The organism is Streptococcus porci DSM 23759 (assembly GCF_000423765.1).
Lineage (GTDB): Bacteria > Bacillota > Bacilli > Lactobacillales > Streptococcaceae > Streptococcus > Streptococcus porci.
Window position 1 is genome coordinate 48,872 of record NZ_AUIP01000007.1, and the last position, 25,683, is coordinate 74,554.

A 25,683-nucleotide genomic window follows, 5' to 3' on the forward strand; every position below is an offset into this window, starting at 1 on the left:
TTTCTTGAAAATTTGCTATAATGGAAGCATTAGGATTGAAAAGAAAAGGGTAACGTGTGAAAATCACTCAAAAACACGTTCATGGGAAGGTATAATGATTAAAATTTTGACGGATTCTTCCGTGACCATTGAACCAGAAGTGGTCAAGGAACTTGATATTACAGTTGTTCCTCTATCTGTCATGGTAGATGGTACACTCTATTCAGATGCTGATCTCAAGGAAGTCGGCAAATTCCGCAGTCTCATGCGGGCTAGCAAGGAACTTCCAAAGACCAGTCAGCCACCGGTAGGTCTCTTTGCTGAGGTATATGAGAATTTGGTTAAGGGCGGAGCAGACCACATTGTCGCCATTCATTTGACGCACTCTCTTTCTGGAACAGTTGAGGCTTCCCGTCAGGGAGCGGTTATTGCAGAAGCGCCAGTGACTGTTATTGACTCAACCTTTACTGACCAAGCTATGAAATTTCAAGTGGTTGAAGCTGCCAAATTGGCAAAAGCTGGCGCCGATTTGGACACCATTTTAGCTCGTATTGAGGAGGTTCGTAGCAAATCTGAACTTTTCATCGGTGTCTCAACTCTTGAAAATCTTGTCAAGGGAGGTCGTATCGGCCGTGTTACCGGCATGCTCAGTTCTCTATTGAATATCAAGGTTGTCATGGAACAAAAGAATCACGAACTTATTCCGATAGCTAAGGGGCGTGGGACAAAAACATTTACTAAGTGGTTAGAAAGTTGGAAATCCCAAATTGGCGACCGTGGTATTGCTGAAATTGGCATTTCATACTCAGGAACTATTGAATTGGTAAATTCTTTGAAAGAAAGCCTTTTGGAGGTTGTTGACGAGTCTATCATTTCTATCTTGGAAACAGGCTCTATCATCCAAACCCACACTGGTGAGGGGGCCTTCGCGGTCATGGTGCGTTATGATTAAGCGACGATTCCTAGCGGGATTATTGGTATTTTTTCTTGGCTACGCCATTTTCTTTGCCCTTTTCAGCCTACTAATTCCCAAGTCAGACACTAAATTGACAAAAAAGGATTTTTTGTCTAAGAAAGTGGAAACTTTTTCTTATGTCGCTATCGGTGATTCCTTGACTGAGGGGGTAGGCGATACTACAGGTCAAGGTGGCTTTATTCCGCTCCTTGTTAATAACCTCAATGCCACTTATGGTTATGAAGTGATTAGCCACAATTACGGAGTTACCGGCAATACCAGTAAGCAAATTTTGACCCGCATGCAGGAAAATGAAGACATTAGTAAAAATTTAGCTAAGGCTGATCTGATGACCCTGACAGTTGGTGGTAATGATGTCATGGCAGTTATTCGGAAAAATTTGGCTGACTTAGATGTCAATACCTTTCAAAAGCCATCAAAAGATTATCAAGAGCGCCTGCGAAGCATTATTGAATTGGCTAGAAATAACAACAAAAACCTCCCTATCTACATCCTGGGGATTTACAATCCTTTTTATCTGAATTTTCCAGAAGTAACTGAAATGCAAACTGTTGTGGAAAATTGGAATAAGGCAACCCAGAAAGTTACCAAGGAGTATAAAAATGTCTATTTCGTTCCTATCAATGACTTGCTCTACAAAGGAATAGATGGGGAAGAAGGGATTGTGCAAACTTCAGGTGGTCAGATAACGGTGATTAATGATGCACTTTTTGCAGAGGATCTTTTTCATCCCAATAATATGGGCTATCAGCGCATGGCTGACGCTGTGATGGAGGAAATTAGTGATACAAAGAAAACATGGAAATAACAGACGAATCAATGGCTGGAAATGGGCTTTTATATTGCTTTTATCAGCGCAGTTTGCCTTCCTTGCTGTCCTTGCTAGCCGATTGATAGAAATTCGTGAACCAGTAACAGAGGCTGTTTCAACCAAATCAAAGGAGAAAAGCATCAGCGTTGGAACCATTACAACGACCAAGGAGCAATTAAATAAAACTCTGGCTGCCTACCTTTCTGACATGAAAGCTAAGAATTTGACCTTCGAATTTTATGCTAGCTCAACAACGATGCTCTTTGAGGGAACTTACACTTTCTTGGGATACGAAGTCCCCTTGTACATCTATTTTGAACCCTATGTATCGAAAAAAGGCGCAGTACAACTAAAATTGACTTCTTTTTCCGCTGGGACTTTGTCTCTGCCAGAGGGTGAAGTATTAAAATATCTGAAAAAGGCCTATAAGCTTCCTAAGATTGTCACGGTTGATACAGATAATTCTCTAATAACTATAGATGTGACAAAAATTGAAAATACTCAAAATATTTATATTAAGGCTAAAAAAATTGATTTGAAAAATGACGTTATAAGTTTCGAAATTTACAAGAAAAATGGAAAATAAGTCGTTCAAAACTTGAAAAGGCCTTACATTTGTGCTATAATTTACGATTGTAAGGGTTATCACATTGATAATTCATAAATTCAAAAATACGAAGGAGAACCATTATGGCTTCTAAAGAATTCCACATTGTTGCAGAAACAGGTATCCACGCTCGTCCAGCGACTTTGCTCGTTCAAACAGCTAGCAAATTTGCTTCTGACATCACTTTGGACTACAAAGGTAAATCAGTAAACCTTAAATCAATCATGGGTGTTATGTCACTTGGTGTTGGTCAAGGTGCTGACGTTACTATCTCTGCTGAAGGTGCTGATGAAGCAGAAGCACTTGCAGCAATCGAAGAAACAATGACTAAAGAAGGATTGGCTTAAGATTATGACAGAAATGCTTAAAGGAATCGCAGCATCTGATGGTGTTGCAGTTGCTAAAGCATATCTACTGGTTCAACCAGACTTGTCATTCGAGACAATCACAGTTGAAGACACAAATGCGGAAGAAGCTCGTCTAGATGCTGCTCTAGCGGCGTCACAAGACGAGCTTTCTGTTATCCGTGAAAAAGCAGTAGGTACGCTCGGTGAAGAGGCGGCAGCAGTTTTTGATGCTCACCTCATGGTATTGGCTGACCCAGAGATGATTAGCCAAATTAAAGAAACAATTCGTGCTAAACAAACCAACGCAGAAACTGGTTTGAAAGAAGTGACTGACATGTTCATCACTATCTTTGAAGGCATGGAAGATAACCCATACATGCAAGAGCGTGCTGCTGATATTCGTGATGTAGCCAAACGTGTTCTTGCACACCTTCTTGGTGTAAAACTTCCCAACCCAGCAACTATCAGTGAAGAATCAATCGTCATTGCGCACGATTTGACTCCATCTGATACTGCTCAATTGGACAAAAAATTTGTAAAAGCCTTTGTGACAAACATCGGTGGACGTACAAGCCACTCAGCTATCATGGCTCGTACACTTGAGATTGCAGCTGTTCTTGGTACAAACAATATCACAGAAATTGTTAAAGACGGTGATTTGCTCGCGGTCAACGGTATCACAGGTGAAGTTGTCATCAACCCATCAGAAGATGTCATTGCAGAATTTAAAGTTGCTGGTGAAGCTTATGCTAAACAAAAAGCTGAATGGGCACTATTGAAAGACGCTCAGACAGTTACAGCAGATGGTAAACACTTTGAGTTGGCAGCAAACATCGGTACACCAAAAGACGTTGAAGGTGTAAATGATAATGGTGCTGAAGCAGTTGGTCTTTACCGTACAGAGTTCTTGTACATGGATTCTCAAGACTTCCCAACTGAAGATGAGCAATACGAAGCTTACAAGGCTGTTCTTGAAGGTATGAACGGTAAGCCAGTTGTGGTTCGTACAATGGATATCGGTGGTGATAAGGAGCTTCCTTACTTCGACCTTCCACACGAAATGAACCCATTCCTTGGTTTCCGTGCCCTTCGTATCTCTATTTCTGAGACTGGGAACCAAATGTTCCGTACGCAGTTGCGTGCCCTTCTTCGTTCATCTGTACATGGTAAACTTCGTATCATGTTTCCAATGGTTGCCTTGTTGACAGAATTCCGTGCTGCAAAAGCAATCCTTGAAGAAGAGAAAGCAAACTTGTTGGCTGAAGGTGTAGCAGTTTCTGATGATATCCAAGTAGGTATCATGATTGAAATTCCTGCAGCAGCAATGCTTGCTGACCAATTTGCCAAAGAAGTTGATTTCTTCTCAATTGGTACAAACGACCTTATCCAATACACAATGGCTGCTGACCGTATGAACGAGCAAGTGTCATACCTTTACCAGCCTTACAACCCATCAATCCTTCGCTTGATTAACAACGTTATTAAGGCTGCACATGCAGAAGGTAAATGGGCTGGTATGTGTGGTGAGATGGCTGGTGATCAACAAGCTGTTCCACTTCTTGTAGGTATGGGCTTGGATGAGTTCTCTATGAGTGCAACATCTGTACTTCGTACACGTAGCCTCATGAAGACACTTGACACAGCTAAGATGGAAGAATATGCTCATCGTGCCTTGACAGAATGTGCAACGGCAGAAGAAGTTCTTGAACTTCAAAAAGAGTATATCATTGTAGACTAAACTATAAAAATAAAAGTAGCTAGATAACTGGCTACTTTTTCTATCAAATTAAGAAAATCGACTGCTGATATACTAAGCATATCAGGTATTGCTTTATCAACCAATACCTAAACTATAAGTAGGAGGAACTCTCTATGAGTAGATATGCGATGTGTCCAGACTGTGGGCATCGTTTAAGTAGAGTTAAAGATAGTTTTGGCTATTGGGACGAAGAAACGTATATTTGTAACTATTGTTCTGATGAAAATGAGTATAACGAATATGATGAAGAATCGCTAAGTGTATTTGAAGCAGCTGATATTTGGTTCTCAAATGGCAAAGATGAAGATTATATGTTTGGTTACTCAGAGGACGAATTAGAAGATGCCTTGTAATCTCTTCTTGTTATAGAGATGCAATCATTCTTTTTATAAATACTTACTAGCTTCTGGGATAGATAGTGGTGCCATTTGATGTTTATTTTCTTGGACAAAGCTGCGCACCCAATCAGGATTGGTTTTAGAGTAGTCACGAAGGGCCCAACCAATAGCTTTATTGATGAAAAATTCGGAGCTTCCAAAATTATTTTTGATGATTTTAGACAAAAGTTCTGTATCTGTATCATCTTTTCTTCCTAGCTGATGGTCAATGGCAATGCGACGCAGCCAAAAGTCTTCAGATAGGGACAGTTCTAGCATGAGCTCTGAAATCCTAGTGTCAGCAATATTTCCCAAAATACGGTCAAAATAATCAATGGTATCCCACCACTGGTGGCTAGTGGCATAGGTCAAGATTTTTGGAACGTCAGCGTAGGTCAGATGCTTTTGCATGGCTTTGAGATAATCGCAGACGAAGTAGTCCAGCTCACGGTGAGGGTGGCACCAAGCCTGATTCAGTAAGTCCCAGTCGATGCTCTTACTTTTTTTAGCGGCAGCAATCACGTCTTTGTAGAGGAGACGACGTTGGGGGCTAGGAACCCCAAAAAAGCTGAATTGGTATCGTAGATAGGCTGACATGACCTCCGCATTTTTGGAATTTTGCTGCGCTTCGAAGCGCTTGACTAATGTTTCAAAAATCATAGGTCTATTATAATTAAATCTTTTATGTCGTTCAAGCTTTAGCTTTTGGGAATGGCAGAGCTTTTTGCTATAATGTAGTTATGGTATTATCAAAGAAAAGAGCGAGATACGTTCTCGAAGAAATTATTGCCCTCTTTCCAGATGCACAACCGAGTTTGGATTTTCGAAATCATTTTGAGTTGTTAATAGCAGTACTCTTGTCGGCGCAAACGACGGATAAAGCAGTTAATCAGGTGACTCCAGCTCTTTTTGAAGCCTTTCCGACTCCTGAACTGATGGCAGGCGCTGAAGAGGAAGAATTGGCTAAGTACATCTCTCGGCTGGGACTTTATCGCAACAAGGCAAAGTTCATGAAGAAATGTTCTCAGCAGCTAGTTACCGATTTCGGTGGTGTGGTTCCACAGAGCAGAAAGGAGCTTGAAAGTCTGGCTGGTGTTGGTCGAAAGACCGCTAATGTAGTCATGTCAGTTGGTTTTGGTATTCCTGCTTTTGCAGTTGACACCCATGTGGAGCGCATTTGTAAACACCACGATTTGGTTAAAAAATCAGCAACTCCGCGCGAAGTAGAGGACTATGTGTGCTCTGTCCTACCGCCAGAAAAATGGTTGGCGGCCCATCAGGCAATGATTTACTTTGGCAGAGCAATTTGTCATCCTAAAAACCCTGAGTGTTATAAGTATGCTCAATTATATCATTTTCCTAAGTGAAGACTGGAACGATTTCGTTCTAGTCTTTTTTAGTTTAAGGTTTCTATTAGTTATTTTTAAGAAAAGATTTTGGTCAACTAAGTAGAATTTGATTATTAAATATAGGGGGATGGTTTATGAACTTTCTAAAGAAACACTTTTATGCTCTGCTATTTTCAATAGCCATAATGTCTGCAAACAGCTATGTACTATTGAAAACATTTGTTTTATCCGAAGCAATGGTTTCAGTTGCAGATGCAACAGGTACCAACCAGTCTAGCGTAAGTCTAACTGCGGATACGACTTCAAATGACACCGGTAGTGTGACTCGTACTGATACCAGCTACTCTGATGATAATATCAGCATCAATATCACTACGGGTCAAACAAGTGACACAACTTATTATGTTGCTGACATTAAATTGACGGATGCTTCATATCTTAAAACAGCTCTGGCAAATGACACTTACGGAACCAATGTGACGGAGAAAACATCTAGTCAAGCTGAACGTCTAGGAGCTATTTTTGCCATTAATGGGGACTACTATGGTGCTAATAGCACAGGGTACGTCATCAAAAATGGTGTCCTTTATCGTGATACTGCGCGTAGTAGCGACTATGAGGATTTGGTTGTCTATTCAGATGGAACCTTTGGGACAATTTCAGAAAATGAGACAACTGCTCAAGAATTAATTGACTCAGGGGTTGTTCAAACATTTGCCTTTGGTCCAACATTGGTTAAGGATGGTCAGATTGCCGTCTCAACTTCTGATGAAGTCGGGCGTGCTATGGCTGATAATCCTCGGACAGCCATTGGGATTATCGAAGAAGATGATGGCAGCCTCCATTACATTGTTATCGTGTCAGATGGTCGTACCAATGAGTCATCAGGCTTGACTCTGTATGAAATGGCAGAGCTGATGCAGTCTTACGGAGTGACAACCGCCTATAATCTTGATGGTGGTGGTTCCTCAACGATGTATTTTAATGGTCAGGTTGTCAATAATCCAACGACTAACGGTAATATTTCAGAAAGGGCGGTGAGTGATATTGTTTACATCGGTTACTAAAAGAACTTTTGCAAAAGGAAGTCTGATCTATTTGAGTCTCACGATTTTCTTAGCTATTTTTAATTACATTTATGAACAATTTAGTTATGGAGAGAGTTCAGTTTATATGCGCTTGGTATTTCTAATTCCTCTGATAGCTGCTATCTTTTACCTAGTGTCTGGTTTTCGAGAATTATGGGTGAAAAATCGATTATCACTTTTACTTTTCAATTCAGGTGTTGCCACATCTATCAGTGGCTGTTTGATTAAAGGGATTATCGAGATTTCAGGAAGATCAACGGTGATGGAAGTACCCTACTGGTATGCAACGCTTGCATTTTTTGGACTTAGCTTCCTCGTCGGTATATTGAGAAGAAAGGATCACACATGATGAAAATTATTATTCCTGCTTATGAACCCAATCACAGATTAGTAGAAGTCGTTGAAGGCATCGTACGTGACTTACCAAGTTCAGAGGTTATTGTCATTGATGATGGTTCAGGCGATGATTATAAGTCTTATTATGATCATGCTGAGCAACTGGGGGCGACACTTTTAAGACATTCTCATAATCGAGGCAAGGGAGCTGCTCTTAAGACTGCCTTTGATTATCTTTTGAAGAATGGCTGCGCAGATCAAGAAGATTATTTGGTGACCATTGATAGTGATGGGCAGCATCTGGTATCAGATATGATAAAGGTAGCAGAAGCGGCTAGGGGCAAGCATTCTCACCTCATTTTGGGAAGTCGATCGTTCGTGGGAGAAGTTCCACTGCGAAGTCGCTTTGGGAATATTGTGACTGCAAGACTTTTTAGGCTGGTAACAGGACAAAACATTTCAGATACGCAAACGGGTTTACGAGCCATGTCAACAAGACTTTTGCCGTGGTTGCTGAGCCTCTCTGGGGATCGTTTTGAATATGAGTTTAATATGTTGTTGGAAGCCAAGACTTCGTCGATTCTGATTGAAGAAGTACCGATTGAAACTATTTACATTGAAGAAAATGAGAGTTCCCATTTTCGTCCTATTCAAGATTCTATTCGAATTTATGCCCCATTTTTAAAATTTTCAAGTACTGCCATTATTGCAGCAGTGATTGATGCAAGCCTACTGTTTATTCTTATGAACTTGACAGGTCACCTTTTGTTCTCTGTTGTAGTGGCAAGGGTACTGAGCGCAACAGCGCAGTGCTGTTTAAATGCAAGTCTTGTCTTTAAATCAAGAACAAGCAAGACTTTTAGGGTAGGAATACGATACACTTTGCTTGTGATTATTTTGTTAATATGCAATTATTTTCTGATTCAGAGTCTACTGGGGATTGGAATAGGGCTTGTCATTGCAAAATTGCTGACCGAAACTTTCCTGTTTATTGTGAGTTATAGGGTACAAAAAAATATGATATTTGTTTAAAAAAGGGGAATCTGCTTTGAAAAGCATGATACCCCTCTTTTTTATCATTCCTCGCTAAAAAGTCGAGTAGCTTTAACAGCGCGTGTCCATCCTTTGTAAAGTTTTTGACTTTCTTCTGGAGAAATGCTAGCGCTAAAGACCTTGCCTTGGGCAAAGAGAGCTTTTAATTCGTCAGTATCTTTCCAAAATCCAACCGATAAACCTGCTAAGAAAGCTGCGCCCAAAGCTGTCGTCTCAAGATTTTGAGCACGTTCAATATGAGTTTGGAGAATATCAGATTGAAATTGTAGCAGGTAGTCATTTTTCGCTGCACCGCCATCAACACGTAAAGTTGGGATGGAGATGCCAGTGTCCAAAATCATGGTATCCACGACATCTCTTGTCTGATAGGCAAGAGATTGCAAAGTGGCTTTAATAAGATCATCTGCGGTGGTACCGCGGGTCAGCCCAAATATTGCGCCTCTGGCCTTGCTGTCCCAATAAGGAGCACCCAGTCCTGTAAAGGCAGGAACCACATAAACCTCATTATGACTCGTCGAGCGATGAGCGGCACCTTCTGATTCTGGCGCTGAAGGTAAAATTTTAAGTTGGTCGCGTAGCCATTGGAGAGCAGAGCCAGAGACAAAGACAGAACCTTCTAAAGCGTAGGTTACCTGTCCATTCAGTGCATAGCCGATAGTTGTCAGCAAATTATGTTTGGAAAGGATGGGCTTTGTACCCGTATTCATGACGATAAACGAACCGGTACCATATGTATTTTTAACCATCCCCTCATCAAGAGCAAGTTGCCCAAAAAGAGCAGCTTGCTGATCGCCGGCCATTCCAGAGATAGGAATTTTGTGGTCAGCAAAGATAAAATGTTCTGCATAGCCGTAGATTTCTGAATTTCCCTTAGTTTCTGGTAAAAGCTGTGCGGGTATATTAAGGAGTTCTAAAATCTCCTGATCCCAAGTCAAGTCATGGATATTGAAAAGCATGGTACGACTAGCGTTTGTATAATCCGTTACATGAACTTTTCCACCAGTTAATTTCCAGAGCAGCCAGGTGTCAATCGTTCCAAAGAGGAGTTCGCCAGCCTCTGCTCGCTCTTGGGCACGTGGGACATGGTCTAATAACCAGCGAATCTTTGTCGCTGAGAAGTAGGCATCGATGATTAATCCTGTCTTTTGATGGAAAAAATTAGCGTAACCATTAGAAATGAGTTGGTCAGCCAGTTCACTTGTTTGTCTAGACTGCCAAACAATAGCTCTATGAATGGGTTCTCCAGTTATTTTATCCCAGATGACGGTAGTCTCGCGTTGGTTGGTTATACCTATGCTGGCAATCTCGGCTGGAGAGATATTTGAAGAAATCAGAGCATCAGCGATTGTTGATAAAACAGCCTCCCAAATTTCAATCGCATCATGCTCGACCCAGCCGGGTTCAGGGAAATATTGGGTGAACTCACTCTGTGCCTCACCAAGCTTTTGACCTTGGCGATCAAAAATAATGGCGCGCGTGCTAGTTGTACCTTCATCAATGGCAAGAATATAAGATGACATAGCTCCTCCTTATATAAGTGCAGAAGACTGCATATAATTGTAATCGTTTTCTTTGTTATAAACTAAAACCCTCGTTTTGACAAAATGAAAAGAGTTCTCGCGAACTCTAGAGGGTGTAGGAGAACCCTATTTCTCCATTTCTTTTTATTGGTGTCGGACACCAGTAACTTTTAAACAGAAAGTCAGCGATAAGTTTTGGGCTCAAGTCCGATTGTCTTATTTGGCAGAGACTTTCGGCAAATGAGAAGCAGGTATTTTGTTTTTCAGATTGAAGGTAAGTTATGGTTACGTAGTGAATCAGTCACAAAGCTTCGCTAGAAAAAGGAAGCTCGTCTCTTTTTTTAGCGAAAACACACAGAGCAACGGCTTTTAGCTGTGATAAAAAGGCCTAAACCTAATCTATCTCAGAAAGTCGGTGACTAAAATCTTAGTCTTTACAGCCAATCAAAATTATAAGTCTATCTCCATCACAATTGGCGTGTGGTCTTGACGGGTACCTGAGTCAATCATATCAGATTTAGTGATTTTATCGGCAACCCTGTCAGAGGTCAACCAGTAGTCGATACGCCAACCTGTGTTGTTAATCTTGCTTGTCTTGCTGCGTTGCGCCCACCAGGTATAAGCGTCTGTAACATTACCATGGATATGTCGAAAGCTGTCTGTAAAGCCTTTAGCAAGCAGGGTGGTGAAGCCTTCACGTTCCTCATCGGTAAAACCTGCAGATTGACGGTTGCTAGCAGGATTTGCAAGATCAATTTCCTTGTGAGCAACGTTATAGTCGCCAGTAGCTAGGACTGGTTTTTCTTTATCAAGCTCTGCAAGATAGTCTGCGTATTTTTCATCCCAGATTTGACGTTCTTCTAAACGTTTGAGTCCGTCGCCAGCGTTTGGTGTATAAACCTGGGTTACGAAGAAGTTGTCAAATTCCAGAGTAATGATACGTCCCTCCTTATCCATTGTGGTCGGGGCACCGATTTCTGGGAAAGTAATAGTAGGGCGGAGCTCTTTTTTATAGAGAAACATGGTACCAGCGTAGCCTTTTCGTGCAGGCTCTACAGATGAACGCCAGGTGTTAGCGTAATCAGGGAAATAGTCTGCCAAGATTTCGAGGTGTTTTTTAGTCGGTCCAGTAGCAGAGAGTTTGGTCTCCTGAATGGCAATAATATCAGCATTTTCAGCGATTAATGTTTGAATAACAGCGCGTGATAGCTCACTACGAGGAGAAGTGCCAGTTAGTGCAGCATTAAGGGAATCAATGTTCCAAGAAATGAGTTTCAAAATAAGTGTCCAAGTCCGCTCAGGGAATCATATAGTTGAGCGGTTTCGATTCCTTTCAAGTGATATTAAACTATTGATAGTCTTATCTAGTTTAGCAAAAAAAACAGTTTTGGGCGAGTGTAACGATTTCACGGTAAACGCTTTACTTGTACTAGAGATATGATATAATAAAGACGAAAAGTAATAGGAGGTGTTCTTATGAGAAAAGTATTGCAATCTATCATTTGGATTCTTTGGCTACTGATTTTAATGGTTAGCTATTGGATTTACCTGCCACCCCTTAATCTAATGAGTAATCAATTTTGGTTTTTCACCATCTGGGGATTACTCTTGCTAGCAGGAGCCTTTCTTCTACTTAGTATCGTAGATACCGTATCAGCTGGACATAAGGTCATCAAAAATAACCGTCTTGGTCGTCATGGTGTGGTACGTGATGTGACTATTGATTTCAAGCGTCATCTTAAGCCTCTAGGACTTAGTTTGACAACAGCGGTAGCTATTTTTCTGCTGATGACTGTTCTTGGTTTCTTTAATTCTCGAATTTTTCGGGCAAAAAGCTACGCAAATGTCATCACAGTTACTGAAAAAGACTTTGTAGAAGACTTCCCAGAAACGGACATTACCAAGCTTGCTCTGCTTGATAGAGCGTCAGCGGAAAAGATAGGTGATACCTATTTAGGAACCATTGATAAGGTGTCTCAGTTTGGTATTTCAGACGATTACCGTCAGATTACCATTGGAGAGCAACCTTATCGCGTTTCTCCTTTGGAGTATAAAAATTTTTGGAAATGGCTGAGCAATCATCAGGAAGGGATTGGCTACTATGTCAAAGTCAATCAGACTACTGGTAAAGCAGAGCTAGCAAAATTGGAGAAGGGGATGAAATACTCTGATTCGGAATATTTCTTCAACGATACCATGCGCCATTTGCGCCTACGTTATCCATTCACCATTTTTGGGGATCCATCTTTTGAAGTAGATGATGAAGGCAATCCTTACTATGTGGCAACCATTTATGAACCTAAATTTATGCTCAGTTCAAATGATCCTAAAGGTGTTGTCCTACTTAATGCTGTTACAGGAGACACTAAGGAGTATAGTCTAGGTGATATTCCTGATTGGGTTGATCGAGTTTTCTCCGCTAATAATGTGATTACCCGCATCGATGACTATTACACTTATCAAAAAGGTTTTTGGAATACCGTCTTTAGCCAAACTGGTGTAAAAAAGACCACAGATATTTATAACTATATCAGTATTGGTAGCGATATTTACCTCTATACAGGAATTACCTCGGCTACAGCCGATTCTTCAAATCTTGGTTTTATTTTGGTCAATATGAGAACGCGTGAAGTGGTCAACTACAGGTTGGCTTCAGCGACTGAGTCAGCTGCCCAAGAATCAGCAGAAGGTGAAGTTCAAGAAAAGAAATACAGCGCGACAGCTCCTTCTCTGGTGAAGTTAAATGGCAAAGCTTTTTACTTAGTTTCTCTAAAAGATGACGCAGGACTTGTTAAATCATATGCCCTTGTTGATGCAGAAGACTACCAGCAAGTTACAATCAACAATGATATAGCAAGCCTAATTGCCCAGTTTACTGATGCAGACACGACTGCTCTATCGGGAGTGAATACAAGCGGCAAGGCAAAAGAATCAGTTTCTGGAACCGTCGAAGCCTTGGCTATTCAGACTATTAACGGAACGACGATTTACTATGTTGAGTCTGACGACACCATCTACAAGATTAAGGCCAGCACCAGCACACCGGACAATTTACCATTTATTAAAGTGGGAGATCATTTCACGGGTGAGCTTGGTAAGGAGAATTATCTGACAAATGTCACATTGACACAGGCTCAATAAAATAGAGACTGGTTAAAATTGTCTAACTCTAAAAGTAAAAACGCATGAATGATTGTACTAGAAACGTCGATTTCATGCGTTTTTCTTTACATACTTTTTTTAGCCTGCCTCAAAACAGAGCTTTTCCTGGCTTTATTGCTTTATCTTTTTAGCCAGCAGGGTTGCAAATTGCATGTTGAGGCGATTGCCCTTTTCATCAATTTTATGAAGTTCACCGAGATTCTCGTTGTATTTGATAATTTCCCAGCCGTCATAGTAGTTGCGCAGCTCATTTTCCTTAAAAGTAAAAGAGAAGGGCATAGGACATGGGTAGTTTGATGTGTCCATGGCGCAGACGATGAGATTGTAACCGCCAATCTTGGTGTGAACTTGCATATCAGCGATAATCTCGGGCACAGCTATAGGGTCAAGGAACATGAAGACCACGGTTGAGATGATAACATCATAGAGGTCGTCAATATTAGCAGAATTGATGTCATACCAGTCGATTTTGGCTGGGATGTCTTCCTTAATAGCCATATTTTCTAGCATTATCAGGCTCTGACCATTGCTATCAACTGAAGTTACCTCATGACCCAACATGCTGAGATAGAGGGAATTGCGCCCCTGACCCGAACCTAAATCTAGGATTTTTGACTTTGGAGAAAATAGCGGAGCAGCTTCAATAACTTCTGAATGTGTCCTAGTCCAACCATATTTTTTAGACAAATAATCCTCTGGCTTACAATAAAAATCCAAACGAAACTCTAAATCGTTAGAGGCGGCTGCTACCTTGTGCCAAACCTGAGGCTCAACAAAAGGTGTTTGGCTATCGGGAGTAAAAAGGTGTTCCGTTATCATTCTATCGTCCTCAGTCATCTCATAAAAAGTGAGCGCCCCCTTGATGACGGTAATTTTGCCATAAGTTCCGATTTTGGTATTATGGCGTTTTGTGATGACTTCGGGCATGGTATAGGCAGTCCAGACAGGATTGCTTTTATACAGTAAGAGTTGGTCAGGTGTAACGTGCATATGAGTCCTCAATCTTGTTTTTTACTTTATTATATCAGAAAACTCTTATAAATATTATCTGAAAATAGGAACAATATGCAAAGTATGGTAAAATAATAGGAAAGGAGTGGTATATGATGAAAAAATTTATTCATGAAAAACATCAACTTGAAGCAGTCTCAGCTATTCAACGTTTAGTTAGTTTTCCGTCCGTCTTAAATGAAGGTGAAAAGGGAACACCTTTTGGTCAGGCAATTTTAGCGGTTCTAAAGGAAACCTTGTCTCTATGCCAAAAGCTGGGTTTTAGAACTTTTATGGAGTCGGACGGCTATTATGGCTATGCTGAAGTCGGTGAAGGTCAGGAATTATTAGCTATTCTCTGCCATTTGGATGTGGTTCCAGCTGGCGATTTGAGTAAGTGGGAGACTAACCCTTTTGAAGGAGTCTTGAAAGATGGAAAACTCTTTGGCCGTGGCGTGCAAGATGATAAAGGGCCATCAATGTCTGCTCTTTTTGCGGTTAAGGCTCTGGTGGATAGTGGTGTGACATTCAATAAGCGCGTGCGTTTCATATTTGGGACTGATGAGGAGACGCTTTGGCGTTGCCTTCGCCGTTATACTGAAAAAGAGGAAGCGGCGACTATTGGATTTGCGCCAGATGCCACCTTTCCTGTAACCTATGCCGAAAAAGGGCTCTTACAGGCAAAAGTGGTCGGAATTGGTAGTAAAGAGCTAACTCTTGACATTGGAGAAGCTTACAATGTCGTGCCTGCCAAAGCGACCTATCAAGGGGCTTTATTAACTGACTTAATCCAAGAGTTGAAAGATCTAGACTTTGATTTTGAGGAAGAAGCAGGCGCTGTGACGGTACTTGGTCATGCAAGGCATACAAAAGATGCTGCGCTAGCAACCAATGCACTCGTCAGACTCGCCAAAGGCTTAGTTCCTTTAATCAGTCATCCTGCCCTGGAGTTTATAGCCAACGCTGTTGGCGAGGACGCCACAGGGAGTCACCTTTTGGGTAGAATATCAGACCAGGAATCTGGGGATCTTTCTTTTAACATTGCTGGTCTAACTATCACAGAAGAAAGCTCAGAAATCCGACTAGATTTACGGATTCCCGTTTTAGCTGATGTGGAGAAATTAGTGACTGATTTAAAAGAAAAGGCTAGCGCTTATGGGTTAGTCTATGAGGAACACGACTATCTAGCTCCGCTCTATGTTCCAAGAGATAGCGAGCTGGTCAAAACGCTAATGTCAGTCTATCAGGATAAGACAGGTGACATTGTCCCTGCCAAAGCGTCTGGTGGAGCCACTTTTGCCAGAACCATGCCCAACTGTGTCGCCTTCGGAGCCTGTTTCCCAGAATCAAAGAAAACCGAACATCAAGAAAATGAATATCTAACTTTAACCGATATTTTCAAGGCCATGGATATCTATGCTGAAGCCATCTACCGCTTAGCTTGCGAGCGATAAGAAAACTCTGATTTTGGAGTTTTTTTTACTGAGCAAAAATGATATAATAATGAAGATTGAACTGACTTAGGTCAGCTAATCCAAATAAAAGGTCTCATTTGCCTTGAAAGGAACTATTATGACTTTAAATAATTCATTTTACATTACCACACCGATTTACTACCCATCTGGTAAACTCCACATCGGTTCTGCCTACACGACCATTGCCTGTGATGTTTTGGCGCGCTACAAACGCCTGATGAATAAGGATGTTTTCTACCTGACTGGACTTGATGAGCACGGCCAAAAAATTCAGACCAAGGCTGAAGAAGCTGGTATTACACCACAATCCTATGTTGACGAGATGGCGGTGGGTGTTAAAGAGCTTTGGAAATTGCTGGACATCAGCTATGACAAGTTTATCCGCACGACGGATGATTACCATGAAACGGTCGTTTCTGACGTTTTTGAAAAATTGCTGGCGCAGGGTGATATCTACTTGGGTGAATACCAAGGCTGGTACTCTGTATCAGATGAGGAATTTTTCACAGAAAGTCAATTAGCAGAAGTCTTCCGCGATGAAGCGGGGAATGTTATTGGCGGTGTGGCTCCATCTGGTCACGAAGTTGAGTTGGTTTCAGAAGAATCATACTTCTTCAAACTCAGCAAGTACCAAAAACATTTGGAAGCCTTCTTTAAAGCCAATCCTGACTTTATCAGCCCTAATGGTCGTATGAATGAAATGTTGAAAAACTTCATCGAACCTGGTCTTGAAGATTTAGCCGTATCTCGTACAACCTTTACTTGGGGTGTGTCAGTCAAGTCAAACCCAAAGCATGTTGTTTACGTCTGGATTGATGCTTTGCTTAACTATGCAACAGCTCTTGGTTATGGTCAAGCAGATTCAGAAAACTTTGAAAAATTTTGGTTGGGTCAGACTGTGACTAAATCTTGGACTGATGAAAATGGAAAGACTTGGGATTTTACTGTCAATCCTGAAGTTAATCACATGGTTGGTAAGGATATCCTCCGTTTTCACTCTATCTACTGGCCAATCATTCTTATGGCGCTTGACTTGCCATTGCCAAACCGCCTCATTGCTCACGGTTGGTTTGTCATGAAAGATGGTAAAATGTCTAAGTCTAAGGGTAACGTCATTTACCCAGAAATGTTGGTAGAACGTTTTGGTCTTGATCCTCTCCGTTATTACCTCATGCGTAGTCTTCCAGTTGGTTCAGACGGTACCTTCACACCAGAAGACTATGTAGCTCGTATCAACTATGAGTTGGCTAATGACCTTGGAAATCTGCTTAACCGTACAGTTGCCATGATTAACAAGTACTTCGGTGGAGACATTCCAGCTTATGTTGAAAATGTGACCGACTTTGATGCTGATTTAGCAGCAGTCGTAGCTGACAATCTTATAGCCTACCACAAGAACATGGATGCGGTTGACTACCCACGCGCCCTTGAAGCGGTTTGGAACATTATTTCACGTACTAACAAATATATTGATGAGACAGCTCCTTGGGTCTTGGCAAAAGAAGGTGGTGATAAAGAAGCTTTGGCAGCCGCTATGGCTCACCTTGTGGCAAGCTTGAGGGTGGTTGCTCACCTCATTCAACCATTCATGATGACAACTTCTAACGCTATCATGGAGCAACTTGGTCTAGGCGACAGCTTTGATCTTGAAAACTTAGAATTGTCTGGTCTTCCGTCTGGTCTTAAAGTTGTGGCTAAAGGGACACCAATTTTCCCACGTCTGGATATGGAGGAAGAAATTGCCTACATCCAAGGCCAAATGAATGCTGGCAAACCAGTTGTAGAAAAAGAATGGACCCCTGAAGAAGTCGAACTCAAATCTTCTAAAGAGGAAATCAAATTTGAGACATTTGACGCCGTTGAAATCCGCGTTGCTGAGGTAAAAGCAGTCTCAAAAGTTGAAGGTTCAGACAAATTGCTCAACTTCCGACTTGATGCTGGTGATGGGGAAGATCGCCAAATCTTATCTGGTATCGCCAAATTCTATCCAAATGAGCAAGAATTAGTGGGCAAAAAACTTCAAATCGTAGCTAACCTCAAACCACGAAAAATGATGAAAAAATACGTTAGCCAAGGTATGATTCTATCAGCCGAACATGATGGTAAATTGACTGTTCTTACAGTTGACCCATCAGTACCAAATGGTTCTGTAATCGGATAAGAAACCAAAATAAGTCAGGTTTTCTCTTCATGTCATTAAGTTAAAGAATTTAGTCCAATATTCATTCATCAGAAAAAATGACAATACATTATAAAAAGCTGACAGAAAATGAGCTGGGCATCTTTATTAACATTCGTGTCTAGCAACTCCGAGAGGAGGGTGCAAAGGAAGATATCGACCTTGTTCCTGCTCTGAAAGATTATTACAATCGCCACATGGCTGACGGGACTTTCGTTTCTTGGTTGGGTTTGGACAAGGATAAAACTATTGGTATGAGTGGGATGTCCTGTGTTGAGAAGCCACCTCACTTTGGCTGTCCAAACGGACGGGTTGGATTATTATCAAGTATGTTTACTGACCCGAATTATCGCCGACTAGGTATTGCAAAAGAACTGCTGACAAGAGTAGTTAATGAAGCAAGAATGCATGGTTGTGGAACAGTTCAAATGACGACATCTGACATGGGGACACTCTTGTATACAGATTCCGGATTCGTGAAACACGAGAACTTTATGCACTATAAATTGTAGAATACGTGAAACAGAATCTTTACTTCGTCTTGTCATAGGATCGAGTCTGCAAGGACATCGTACTTGATACCAGAGACTTTAGGTCTTCGAGCGTAGAATGATGGTCACCCAGTTTAGTCTCTGTGATAAGAGGCAGGATATTATCCAATGCTCATTATTAACAAAACTAACCTATCACATTTGTGGTAGGTTAGTTTTTCTATGTAGACTAAAAATACGATGTAAATGGCTAACGTCATAGGTTGCCATTAATAGGTTATCAAAGCGAAATATTTAAAGACTTTTTAGAAAAATCGTATTTGCTAGACTGTCACTTCAAAAGGTTCTGTAAACATAAGGATTCTCAGGTTGGTTGACTTGTTTTTCATCCTCTATGTAAAGGACTGGTAAGGTTTGTTCAAGTTTTTGATTGTACTCTAGTTTGAGTTTACCAGTCACGGTGACCCAACTGTTGTCGTCGTAGTTTGCTTGACCACCAGTAGTCAGAAGCCCATAGACGCCAGAATCTGCGATACAGTGGATAATCCCAAAACGAAAAAGAAATTGATAGCCCACATGTCCTGGCTCCTTGTAGACAAAGCCTGTGAAGCAGATGCTTTTTCCCAAAAACGACTCAGGATAGAGGTAAATTAACTCCATGACCTCCATATAGTTGTCAGTTGTGATGTCTATTTTTTCAGCATCAACATATTTTGATAGGGACTTTTGCATCTCTTTCTGATAACCGTTAGCGGTGAAATAGAGACTGGTATCAGGTCTTAGGTACTGTACGTCTGATCCTTCCTGAGCGGCCACATCGGCATCAAATCCAGCTGCCATAGGAAAGTTGTAACCCTTAGCAGAAACCGTTTTTGCGTCCAGCGTTACGGTAGGAACAAACAGAGCAACGAAGACAGGAAAAGCCAAAATCATAGGACTAGTTAGCACCGCTATTTTTCCAGATAAGTGGCTGTGCATCTTAAGATTTTTCATCCAGATAAGCAGCTGAACGATAGCAAGAATCAGCGAAAGCACCATCGAAATGTAAGCCAGATAAGTGTAGTGGGTATTGATGTACTGATCCAGTTTTCCCGATAAATACAGGTACATGGACATCTCAAAATAGCCCGCCAAAATGAGAAATCGTATCATCCCATCACCCCCAAAAGTAAGCAGTATATGATAACCATGAGACTAGAGGTTCCAACAAAAAAGACAATAAAGGAAGTCTTGAAAGACTTAGCCATCATCAGCAGATTTTTGATGTCGACCATTGGTCCGATAAGGAGAAAGGCCATAACTGGCGCAAGTCCAAAACTTGAAAGTAAGGAAGCTCCGATAAAAGCGTCTGCTTCACTGCAAAGAGACAAGATAAATGCCATAAGCATGAGAATTAAAATACCAAAGACAGGACTTGTGTTGATTGAGGTTAAAATCCGCGTTGGCAGGTAAATCTGCATAGCAGAAGCCACCAAAGTCCCAAAAATTAAATAGCGTCCCACGTCGAAAAATTCATCAATGGCATGTGCTAAAGCATAGAAGATTTTCTGACCAAAAGTTTTGTTGGAATAGTCATGGATATGGGCAGACTTGGCACTTTCTTTCAGGATATTGTCATCAAGGACAAAACCTAGCAACAGTCCCAAGATAAGAGCAACCGCAATAGCTCCTATAAGTCGTAAAGCCACAAAGCGCCAGCTATTTCCAAAAGCTGAATAGGTTGCAAAAAGCACGACAGGGTTGATGATAGGAGCAGTAGCGAGGAAGGGAACAGCAGTGTAGCTGGGAACCTTTTTTTCTAAAAAGCGGTTAACAATAGGAACAATGCCGCACTCACAAGAGGGAAAGACAAAGCCAATCAAGGTGCCAAAAAGGATACGCAAAATTCTGTTTTTAGGCAGTAAACGCTCCACGACCGAGTGAGTCACAAAGACCTCGATAATACCTGATAAAATAGCTCCGATAAGGACAAAGGGCAGAGCTTCAATGATTATGGAGAGAAAGACAGCCAGCCACTGCAAAACATGGTTAGGAAGAAAGTTAAACATCATTCACCTGTTTCTTGAGTTAGTAAAGAGAAGATGATTCCGCTACCCAATCCGATAGAAGAACCCAAAGAGAGACCTAGCGACATGTTATCAAAAAATGAACCAACGATGATACCTAGCCCAGCTCCTAGACTCATGCCCAGTGCAATACCTACAGCTAAACGATTACCTTCTTTAGAGTTGATTTTTTCTATTTTTCTCATCTCTGGCCCCCTATTCCTTTATTTCTTCTCATCAGATTTTTCCTTAGACAGCGGATCTGGAAAGGTGACTTTTTCAAGGTCAGGGAGTTTTGCAAAGGCCTCTAAAACTTTTTCCAAATCATCTTGTTTTTTATAAGTAATTGCCATAGCTAATCCTCATTTCTTATTTTCTACTATTATATCACAATCAGTGAAAGTGTCCTTTTGAAAAACTGGGTTAGTGTTGGCAGAAGTTTTGGCACGTCATCAACTAATGACTCAACATTAGAAAAATGCGGAGCAAAATTGCTTCATTTTCTCATAGAGGCTGTTCTTGAAAGGTGTCAACTAGGCTTAATTGCCATTCTTCTTGTCCCTCTGTGGCTCAGCAGTTACAAATACAATAGCCAAGAATATTATAAACACCGTCAAGCCCCGCAACCTCGGGGCTTTGTGCTATAATAAAAGGGAAAAGGAGCTATGATGAAAGCCAGTCAATTATGGAATGAATACAAGAAAATCACCCCCTCAATCGGAGAGGAATTTGAAGCATGGGCATTTGGTGCCGAACCTGATGTCTTGGCGCAGCTGGTTTTGGATGGTACCAAAACTGCTACAGCCTCAGCTTTCGATCTTTATCAGCTAGATGGTGAGTCATTGCCCCAAAGGGGGACTTATGATGTCATCTTAGACAGTCAAGATAATGCTGTCTGTATTATCAAAATCACAGATGTTTCAATTTGTCCCTTCAATGAAGTTTCAGCAGAGCACGCCTATAAAGAAGGTGAGGGGGATAGAACCTTGGACTATTGGCGCAAGGTTCATGAGGCGTTTTTTAAACCTTATTTTGAAGAAGTAGGCCTACCTTTTACAAAAGAAAGTAAAATTGTCTTAGAAGAATTTGAAGTGGTTTATCCAAAGGAGTAGTGAATTTATGAAACGAAATACGCTGATTGATGATTTACGTGGATTTGGCATCATTTTGGTGGTCTTGGTGCATAGCCTCGGTTATACTCGTCATGTGTTACCATTACCGGACGCACTGTTTTGGTTCAGTGAAAATTGGCTGCACAGTTTTCTAATGCCATTCTTTGTTTTTATCAATGGTTATTCTTTTTATCAAATATACGTGAAAAATGGTATTGATACTGATAGAATAATGGCTTATTTATATCGTCTTGTTCAGATTTATTTAGTATTTGGAACGAGTGTCGTATTCGTCAAATACCTTTTTTCACAATTCACTATTGATAAGGTAACCTCAACCTCTCTTTTGGTTAATATTCTAATTCCTGATACCACTCTTTGGTATATTTGGTTTTTAATCATTATGACACTTGTATTCTTAGTATGGAAAAGATATACTAGTCAGTCAGTCAGTCAGTCAGTCAGTCAGTCAGTCAGTCAGTCAGTCAGTCAGTCAGTCAGTCAGTCAGTCAGTCAGTCAGTCAGTCAGTCAGTCAAAGATACCGTACAGTTTTGTTAGCAGGATTTATCATTCTAGCCATTTTCTTTGGTGGCCCACTGCATTTGTCACAGTTACCACTGAGCATACAACATCTAACCTCTTTGCCAATGTTCTATTATCTGGGATATTGCCTCTCAAAATATGAAGAAATAAGTATTTTTACTCGTAAATCGAGAATGACTGCCATAATAATTTTATTAAGTTATATTATTTATTATGCTTTTTACTTGAATGAGGGATTGACTGGAGGTGTGACAAAAGACATATCCATCGCTACTTTTTTGCGGTATGTAAATGCTTTTGCAATGACCATTGTTTTATTTGAGTTTACTAAGCATCTTATTGAATACGGGAATAAGAGAGTTAGAGACTTAGGACAAAACTCGCTTTATATTTACTTACTACACACCTATTTTTTGGCAGTAATAGCCATTTTGTTGAAAAAACTGTCTATCACATCAACTTTTTTGATATTGGTAGCGCTATTTCTTGGAGCAATGTTACTTAGTCTATTTTCTGTAAAAATAATCAAGAGTGTTAAAATACTTGATAAACTATTTACTGGAAAATTAGTAAAATAAGATTTGGAGAATATAAATGAAACTAGCTTTATTAGGTACAGGCATGATTGTCAAGGAAGTCTTGCCTGTTTTGACGGAAATTGATGGAATTGAGTTGGCAGGAATTTTGTCGACACCGCGCAGCCTTGAAAGGGCAAAGGAGCTTGCAGGCAAGTACCAGATTGGACTTGCGACCAGCGATTACGCTGACATCTTGGCCAGCTCTGCCATTGACACGATTTATATTGGGACGCCCAACCACACCCACTATGCTTATGCAAGAGAGGCGCTTTTGGCAGGCAAGCATGTGATTTGTGAGAAACCTTTTACGTTAACGCTTTCTGAGTTTGAGGATTTGGTGGCAATAGCAGAGCAGAAAAATCTTATGCTGTTGGAAGCTATTACCAATCAGTATTTGGGAAATTTTCACTATATCAAGGATCATTTATCTCAGCTGGGAGAGATAAAAATCGTGGAATGTAACTACTCTCAATACAGTTCACGCTATGATGCTTTTAAACGAGGCGAGATAGCGCCAGCTTTTAACCCAGACATGGGAGGAGGGGCGCTTCGTGACCTAAACATTTACAATATTCACCTTCTAGTTGGCCTTTTTGGGAAACCAGAAGAAGTCTTCTATTTACCAAATATGGAGCGTGGAGTGGATACTTCTGGCGTTTTGGTTCTTGATTACAAGAATTTTAAAGCTGTGGCTATCGCTGCCAAGGATTGCTCAGCAGAAATCAAGTCAACCATTCAAGGAGACAAGGGTTCAATGGCGATTTTAGGACCGACCAACACCATGCCTCAAGTTAGCCTCAGTCTAAATGGACAAGAAGCTCAAGTCAATGATAAAAATACACCTCATCACCGCATGCATGCTGAATTTACCGCATTTGAGCATCTGATTAGAGCTAATGATTTGGTTGCGCGTGACCAGGCACTTGCCCATAGTCGCCTTGTTATGGAAGTCTTAGAAGAAGCTATTCAAGGGATGGATAGCTAGTATGATGAGTGACAGTCTATCATGAATGGCCACATTAAGAAAAAGAGATTAGATGAAAGATTTCTGGTACTTATCAATCCACATGCCATAGGAATAATACTCTCTCCGTTAAAAAATCCTGCTAAACTTCTCTATCAAAAATAGTTTTTCCTATTTTCAGAAAAGACGATGCAAACCAGCTAAGACTTGGGATTTCGAAAGATAAATGACACAGTTCCAGCTCGGACTGCTTAGAGGATTTTAATGGATTAGACAGATGTGAAAAAGTTATTTGGAACTTATTTGCATGAGCCTTATAAAAAATACCAAAGCCCTACTTTTGATAAGACCTTCTCGTTCAAAAAGAAAAGAACAAGTCCTGTACAGTTGGGTGAATAATAAGATAAGCACTTCGTCATATCGGAGTGTTTTGATTTTAAATAAGAATAGCTTTAAAACTATTTTGAGTTTTTTTAAGGACTTATGATATAATGGAAAAAATAATATGTGAAGTAGGAAATCTTATGTCTAATTACGCTATTATATTGGCAGCAGGTAAAGGGACTCGCATGAAGTCTGACCTGCCAAAAGTCTTGCACAAAGTTGCTGGAATTACTATGCTTGAACATGTTTTTCGAGCTGTCTCTGTCCTTTCTCCTGAAAAAAATGTGACGGTTATCGGTCATAAGGCAGAGCTGGTACGCGAAGTTCTTGCAGACAAATCATCTTTCGCACTCCAAACGGAACAACTGGGAACAGGTCATGCTGTTATGATGGCAGAAGCAGAGCTAGCTGACTTAGAAGGTCAAACATTGGTTATCGCTGGCGACACGCCATTAATCACTGGCGATAGCCTGAAAAATCTGATTGATTTTCATGTCAACCATAAAAATGTCGCAACCATTTTGACAGCGACGGCAGAAGAACCATTTGGCTACGGACGTATTATCCGCAATCAACATGGTGAAGTGACTAAAATTGTTGAGCAAAAAGATGCGACAGAATTTGAACAGCAGGTTAAAGAAATCAATACCGGAACCTACGTCTTTGACAATAAACGTCTCTTTGAAGCTCTGAAAAACATCAATACAGACAACGCTCAGGGCGAATATTACCTGACTGACGTTATTTCAATCTTCCGTGAAAATGGAGAAAAGGTTGGCGCCTATGTTCTTCGTGATTTTGATGAGAGCTTGGGAGTCAATGACCGCCTTGCCCTTGCAACAGCTGAGACAGTAATGCGTAGCCGCATCAACAAAGCTCATATGATTAATGGTGTTTCTTTCCAAAATCCTGAGACAACTTACATTGAGGTTGATGTTGAGGTTGAGCCAGACGTTATCATTGAAGCAAATGTTACCCTCAAGGGGCAAACTAAGATTGGAGCTGAAAGTCTCCTAACTAACGGTACTTACATTGTTGACTCTGTCATTGGTCAAAAGACTACCATCACCAATTCTATGATCGAGGAATCAACTGTAGAAGAGGGGGTCACCATTGGACCTTTCGCTCACATTCGTCCAGGCTCAACCCTTCAACAAAACGTCCATATTGGAAATTTTGTTGAAGTGAAAGGTTCTTCTATTGGAGAAAATAGCAAAGCAGGCCACCTGACTTATATCGGTAATGCTGAGGTTGGGGCAGACGTTAATTTTGGTGCTGGCACCATCACGGTCAATTACGATGGAAAAAATAAGTACAAAACGACTATCGGTAATAATGTCTTTATCGGTTCAAACTCTACCCTCATTGCTCCGCTTGAAATCGGTGACCGTTCACTGACAGCAGCAGGTTCAACCATCACCAAAAATGTACCAGCAGACAGTGTAGCTATTGGTCGCAGTCGCCAAGACAATAAGGACGACTATGCTAAACGCCTGCCTCACCACCCAAATAATCACTAATATCAAGCCTCCATTAAGGAGGTTTTTTGTCTAAATT

27 protein-coding genes are annotated in these 25,683 nt (G+C 40.9%); 19 read left to right on the forward strand and 8 right to left on the reverse strand.

What is annotated here, in order from left to right:
• Positions 1 to 94: 94 nt before the first annotated feature.
• The 6 genes from G576_RS0102595 to G576_RS12165 all read left to right on the forward strand — a co-directional run bounded on the left by G576_RS0102595 (position 95) and on the right by G576_RS12165 (position 4,832).
• A complete protein-coding gene (locus G576_RS0102595) occupies positions 95 to 931 on the forward strand; it encodes a DegV family protein (protein WP_027973252.1) in 837 nt (278 codons plus the stop codon).
• Positions 924 to 1,763, forward strand: a complete 840-nt coding sequence (locus tag G576_RS0102600; protein WP_027973253.1) for an SGNH/GDSL hydrolase family protein — start codon at positions 924 to 926, stop codon at positions 1,761 to 1,763. Before G576_RS0102595 ends, G576_RS0102600 begins: the two co-directional genes overlap by 8 nt.
• Positions 1,738 to 2,352, forward strand: a complete 615-nt coding sequence (locus G576_RS0102605) for a YpmS family protein (protein WP_027973254.1) — start codon at positions 1,738 to 1,740, stop codon at positions 2,350 to 2,352. Before G576_RS0102600 ends, G576_RS0102605 begins: the two co-directional genes overlap by 26 nt.
• Before the next feature lie 104 nt (positions 2,353 to 2,456).
• The gene (locus tag G576_RS0102610) at positions 2,457 to 2,720 is read left to right on the forward strand and encodes a phosphocarrier protein HPr (protein ID WP_027973255.1); all 264 of its coding nucleotides are present in this window, start codon (positions 2,457 to 2,459) and stop codon (positions 2,718 to 2,720) included.
• 4 nt (positions 2,721 to 2,724) lie between these two features.
• Positions 2,725 to 4,458, forward strand: a complete 1,734-nt coding sequence (ptsP, locus tag G576_RS0102615) for a phosphoenolpyruvate--protein phosphotransferase (protein WP_027973256.1) — start codon at positions 2,725 to 2,727, stop codon at positions 4,456 to 4,458.
• Positions 4,459 to 4,592: 134 nt separating this feature from the next.
• Complete coding sequence (locus tag G576_RS12165) at positions 4,593 to 4,832, forward strand: hypothetical protein (RefSeq protein WP_211218866.1); 240 nt, start codon at positions 4,593 to 4,595, stop codon at positions 4,830 to 4,832.
• Between the two features lie 33 nt (positions 4,833 to 4,865).
• On the opposite strand, the gene G576_RS0102625 is transcribed toward G576_RS12165, so the two are convergent.
• On the reverse strand, positions 4,866 to 5,516 hold the full coding sequence (locus G576_RS0102625; RefSeq protein WP_027973257.1) for a DNA alkylation repair protein: 651 nt from the start codon (positions 5,514 to 5,516) through the stop codon (positions 4,866 to 4,868).
• Between the two features lie 80 nt (positions 5,517 to 5,596).
• Between G576_RS0102625 and nth the strand changes: the two genes are divergently transcribed.
• From nth to G576_RS0102645, 4 genes are all read left to right on the forward strand, one after another.
• Positions 5,597 to 6,223 carry an endonuclease III gene (gene nth, locus G576_RS0102630; protein ID WP_027973258.1) on the forward strand — a complete coding sequence of 209 codons (627 nt, stop codon included), beginning with the start codon at positions 5,597 to 5,599 and terminating at the stop codon, positions 6,221 to 6,223.
• Positions 6,224 to 6,339: 116 nt separating this feature from the next.
• Positions 6,340 to 7,272, forward strand: coding sequence for a phosphodiester glycosidase family protein (locus G576_RS0102635; RefSeq protein WP_027973259.1), 933 nt, complete (start codon positions 6,340 to 6,342; stop codon positions 7,270 to 7,272).
• A 31-nt stretch (positions 7,273 to 7,303) separates the two neighbouring features.
• Positions 7,304 to 7,642 (forward strand): hypothetical protein, encoded by a 339-nt coding sequence (locus G576_RS0102640; RefSeq protein ID WP_342664547.1) that lies wholly within the window; start codon positions 7,304 to 7,306, stop codon positions 7,640 to 7,642.
• Entirely contained in the window at positions 7,642 to 8,661 is a 1,020-nt protein-coding gene (locus tag G576_RS0102645) for a bifunctional glycosyltransferase family 2/GtrA family protein (RefSeq protein WP_027973261.1), read from the forward strand. The genes G576_RS0102640 and G576_RS0102645 overlap by 1 nt, the downstream gene beginning before the upstream one ends.
• Positions 8,662 to 8,705: 44 nt before the next feature.
• Here G576_RS0102645 and glpK read toward each other — a convergent pair whose 3' ends face one another.
• Together glpK and G576_RS0102655 are read right to left on the reverse strand one after the other, a co-directional pair.
• Positions 8,706 to 10,202, reverse strand: coding sequence for a glycerol kinase GlpK (glpK, locus tag G576_RS0102650; protein WP_027973262.1), 1,497 nt, complete (start codon positions 10,200 to 10,202; stop codon positions 8,706 to 8,708).
• Positions 10,203 to 10,652: 450 nt separating this feature from the next.
• Positions 10,653 to 11,480: an exodeoxyribonuclease III gene (locus G576_RS0102655; RefSeq protein ID WP_027973263.1), complete on the reverse strand. Its 828-nt coding sequence runs from the start codon at positions 11,478 to 11,480 to the stop codon at positions 10,653 to 10,655.
• A 198-nt stretch (positions 11,481 to 11,678) separates the two neighbouring features.
• Here G576_RS0102655 and G576_RS0102665 point away from each other — a divergent pair, with 198 nt between their 5' ends.
• A complete protein-coding gene (locus G576_RS0102665; RefSeq protein WP_027973265.1) occupies positions 11,679 to 13,343 on the forward strand; it encodes a hypothetical protein in 1,665 nt (554 codons plus the stop codon).
• A gap of 132 nt (positions 13,344 to 13,475) precedes the next feature.
• On the opposite strand, the gene tehB is transcribed toward G576_RS0102665, so the two are convergent.
• Complete coding sequence (gene tehB, locus G576_RS0102670) at positions 13,476 to 14,354, reverse strand: SAM-dependent methyltransferase TehB (RefSeq protein WP_037618324.1); 879 nt, start codon at positions 14,352 to 14,354, stop codon at positions 13,476 to 13,478.
• A gap of 116 nt (positions 14,355 to 14,470) precedes the next feature.
• Between tehB and G576_RS0102675 the strand changes: the two genes are divergently transcribed.
• The 3 genes from G576_RS0102675 to G576_RS12170 all read left to right on the forward strand — a co-directional run bounded on the left by G576_RS0102675 (position 14,471) and on the right by G576_RS12170 (position 18,520).
• On the forward strand, positions 14,471 to 15,808 hold the full coding sequence (locus G576_RS0102675; protein WP_037618340.1) for a M20 family metallopeptidase: 1,338 nt from the start codon (positions 14,471 to 14,473) through the stop codon (positions 15,806 to 15,808).
• Between the two features lie 118 nt (positions 15,809 to 15,926).
• Entirely contained in the window at positions 15,927 to 17,990 is a 2,064-nt protein-coding gene (gene metG, locus G576_RS0102680; protein WP_027973268.1) for a methionine--tRNA ligase, read from the forward strand.
• Between the two features lie 215 nt (positions 17,991 to 18,205).
• The gene (locus tag G576_RS12170; RefSeq protein ID WP_211218867.1) at positions 18,206 to 18,520 is read left to right on the forward strand and encodes a GNAT family N-acetyltransferase; all 315 of its coding nucleotides are present in this window, start codon (positions 18,206 to 18,208) and stop codon (positions 18,518 to 18,520) included.
• 315 nt (positions 18,521 to 18,835) lie between these two features.
• Here the strand turns inward: G576_RS12170 and G576_RS0102690 are convergent, their stop codons facing one another.
• Genes G576_RS0102690 through G576_RS14015 form a run of 4 tightly spaced genes read right to left on the reverse strand, consistent with a single transcriptional unit; the run spans position 18,836 to position 20,897 of the window.
• Complete coding sequence (locus tag G576_RS0102690; protein WP_027973269.1) at positions 18,836 to 19,651, reverse strand: TIGR03943 family putative permease subunit; 816 nt, start codon at positions 19,649 to 19,651, stop codon at positions 18,836 to 18,838.
• Complete coding sequence (locus G576_RS0102695; RefSeq protein WP_027973270.1) at positions 19,648 to 20,550, reverse strand: permease; 903 nt, start codon at positions 20,548 to 20,550, stop codon at positions 19,648 to 19,650. Before G576_RS0102695 ends, G576_RS0102690 begins: the two co-directional genes overlap by 4 nt.
• Positions 20,547 to 20,750 (reverse strand): glycine zipper domain-containing protein, encoded by a 204-nt coding sequence (locus G576_RS12175; protein ID WP_037618326.1) that lies wholly within the window; start codon positions 20,748 to 20,750, stop codon positions 20,547 to 20,549. The genes G576_RS0102695 and G576_RS12175 overlap by 4 nt, the downstream gene beginning before the upstream one ends.
• Positions 20,751 to 20,768: 18 nt before the next feature.
• Positions 20,769 to 20,897 carry an SPJ_0845 family protein gene (locus G576_RS14015; protein WP_281168616.1) on the reverse strand — a complete coding sequence of 43 codons (129 nt, stop codon included), beginning with the start codon at positions 20,895 to 20,897 and terminating at the stop codon, positions 20,769 to 20,771.
• Positions 20,898 to 21,212: 315 nt separating this feature from the next.
• On the opposite strand from G576_RS14015, the gene G576_RS0102710 reads away from it, so the two are divergent.
• From G576_RS0102710 to glmU, 5 genes are all read left to right on the forward strand, one after another.
• The gene (locus tag G576_RS0102710) at positions 21,213 to 21,656 is read left to right on the forward strand and encodes an ASCH domain-containing protein (RefSeq protein WP_027973271.1); all 444 of its coding nucleotides are present in this window, start codon (positions 21,213 to 21,215) and stop codon (positions 21,654 to 21,656) included.
• A 7-nt stretch (positions 21,657 to 21,663) separates the two neighbouring features.
• A complete protein-coding gene (locus G576_RS14020; RefSeq protein ID WP_027973272.1) occupies positions 21,664 to 22,215 on the forward strand; it encodes an acyltransferase family protein in 552 nt (183 codons plus the stop codon).
• Positions 22,209 to 22,778 (forward strand): acyltransferase family protein, encoded by a 570-nt coding sequence (locus G576_RS14025; protein WP_083959915.1) that lies wholly within the window; start codon positions 22,209 to 22,211, stop codon positions 22,776 to 22,778. The genes G576_RS14020 and G576_RS14025 overlap by 7 nt, the downstream gene beginning before the upstream one ends.
• Positions 22,779 to 22,794: 16 nt before the next feature.
• The gene (locus tag G576_RS0102725; RefSeq protein WP_027973274.1) at positions 22,795 to 23,763 is read left to right on the forward strand and encodes a Gfo/Idh/MocA family protein; all 969 of its coding nucleotides are present in this window, start codon (positions 22,795 to 22,797) and stop codon (positions 23,761 to 23,763) included.
• Positions 23,764 to 24,266: 503 nt separating this feature from the next.
• Complete coding sequence (gene glmU / locus G576_RS0102730) at positions 24,267 to 25,646, forward strand: bifunctional UDP-N-acetylglucosamine diphosphorylase/glucosamine-1-phosphate N-acetyltransferase GlmU (protein ID WP_027973275.1); 1,380 nt, start codon at positions 24,267 to 24,269, stop codon at positions 25,644 to 25,646.
• Positions 25,647 to 25,683: the final 37 nt, after the last annotated feature.

Excerpts from the sequence above, each read along its gene's own strand:
- G576_RS0102690 (WP_027973269.1), bottom strand. The coding sequence starts at position 19,651 with ATGATACGATTTCTCATTTTGGCGGGCTATTTTGAGATGTCCATGTAC.
- metG (WP_027973268.1), top strand. The coding sequence starts at position 15,927 with ATGACTTTAAATAATTCATTTTACATTACCACACCGATTTACTACCCA.
- G576_RS0102625 (WP_027973257.1), bottom strand. The coding sequence starts at position 5,516 with ATGATTTTTGAAACATTAGTCAAGCGCTTCGAAGCGCAGCAAAATTCC.
- G576_RS12175 (WP_037618326.1), bottom strand. The coding sequence starts at position 20,750 with ATGAGAAAAATAGAAAAAATCAACTCTAAAGAAGGTAATCGTTTAGCT.
- glpK (WP_027973262.1), bottom strand. The coding sequence starts at position 10,202 with ATGTCATCTTATATTCTTGCCATTGATGAAGGTACAACTAGCACGCGC.
- G576_RS0102645 (WP_027973261.1), top strand. The coding sequence starts at position 7,642 with ATGAAAATTATTATTCCTGCTTATGAACCCAATCACAGATTAGTAGAA.
- G576_RS0102710 (WP_027973271.1), top strand. The coding sequence starts at position 21,213 with ATGAAAGCCAGTCAATTATGGAATGAATACAAGAAAATCACCCCCTCA.
- G576_RS0102725 (WP_027973274.1), top strand. The coding sequence starts at position 22,795 with ATGAAACTAGCTTTATTAGGTACAGGCATGATTGTCAAGGAAGTCTTG.
- G576_RS0102600 (WP_027973253.1), top strand. The coding sequence starts at position 924 with ATGATTAAGCGACGATTCCTAGCGGGATTATTGGTATTTTTTCTTGGC.
- G576_RS12165 (WP_211218866.1), top strand. The coding sequence starts at position 4,593 with ATGAGTAGATATGCGATGTGTCCAGACTGTGGGCATCGTTTAAGTAGA.
- G576_RS0102675 (WP_037618340.1), top strand. The coding sequence starts at position 14,471 with ATGAAAAAATTTATTCATGAAAAACATCAACTTGAAGCAGTCTCAGCT.
- G576_RS0102635 (WP_027973259.1), top strand. The coding sequence starts at position 6,340 with ATGAACTTTCTAAAGAAACACTTTTATGCTCTGCTATTTTCAATAGCC.
- G576_RS0102610 (WP_027973255.1), top strand. The coding sequence starts at position 2,457 with ATGGCTTCTAAAGAATTCCACATTGTTGCAGAAACAGGTATCCACGCT.
- glmU (WP_027973275.1), top strand. The coding sequence starts at position 24,267 with ATGTCTAATTACGCTATTATATTGGCAGCAGGTAAAGGGACTCGCATG.
- G576_RS0102595 (WP_027973252.1), top strand. The coding sequence starts at position 95 with ATGATTAAAATTTTGACGGATTCTTCCGTGACCATTGAACCAGAAGTG.
- nth (WP_027973258.1), top strand. The coding sequence starts at position 5,597 with ATGGTATTATCAAAGAAAAGAGCGAGATACGTTCTCGAAGAAATTATT.
- tehB (WP_037618324.1), bottom strand. The coding sequence starts at position 14,354 with ATGCACGTTACACCTGACCAACTCTTACTGTATAAAAGCAATCCTGTC.
- G576_RS14020 (WP_027973272.1), top strand. The coding sequence starts at position 21,664 with ATGAAACGAAATACGCTGATTGATGATTTACGTGGATTTGGCATCATT.
- G576_RS0102695 (WP_027973270.1), bottom strand. The coding sequence starts at position 20,550 with ATGATGTTTAACTTTCTTCCTAACCATGTTTTGCAGTGGCTGGCTGTC.
- G576_RS12170 (WP_211218867.1), top strand. The coding sequence starts at position 18,206 with ATGGCTGACGGGACTTTCGTTTCTTGGTTGGGTTTGGACAAGGATAAA.
- G576_RS14015 (WP_281168616.1), bottom strand. The coding sequence starts at position 20,897 with ATGGCAATTACTTATAAAAAACAAGATGATTTGGAAAAAGTTTTAGAG.
- ptsP (WP_027973256.1), top strand. The coding sequence starts at position 2,725 with ATGACAGAAATGCTTAAAGGAATCGCAGCATCTGATGGTGTTGCAGTT.
- G576_RS0102665 (WP_027973265.1), top strand. The coding sequence starts at position 11,679 with ATGAGAAAAGTATTGCAATCTATCATTTGGATTCTTTGGCTACTGATT.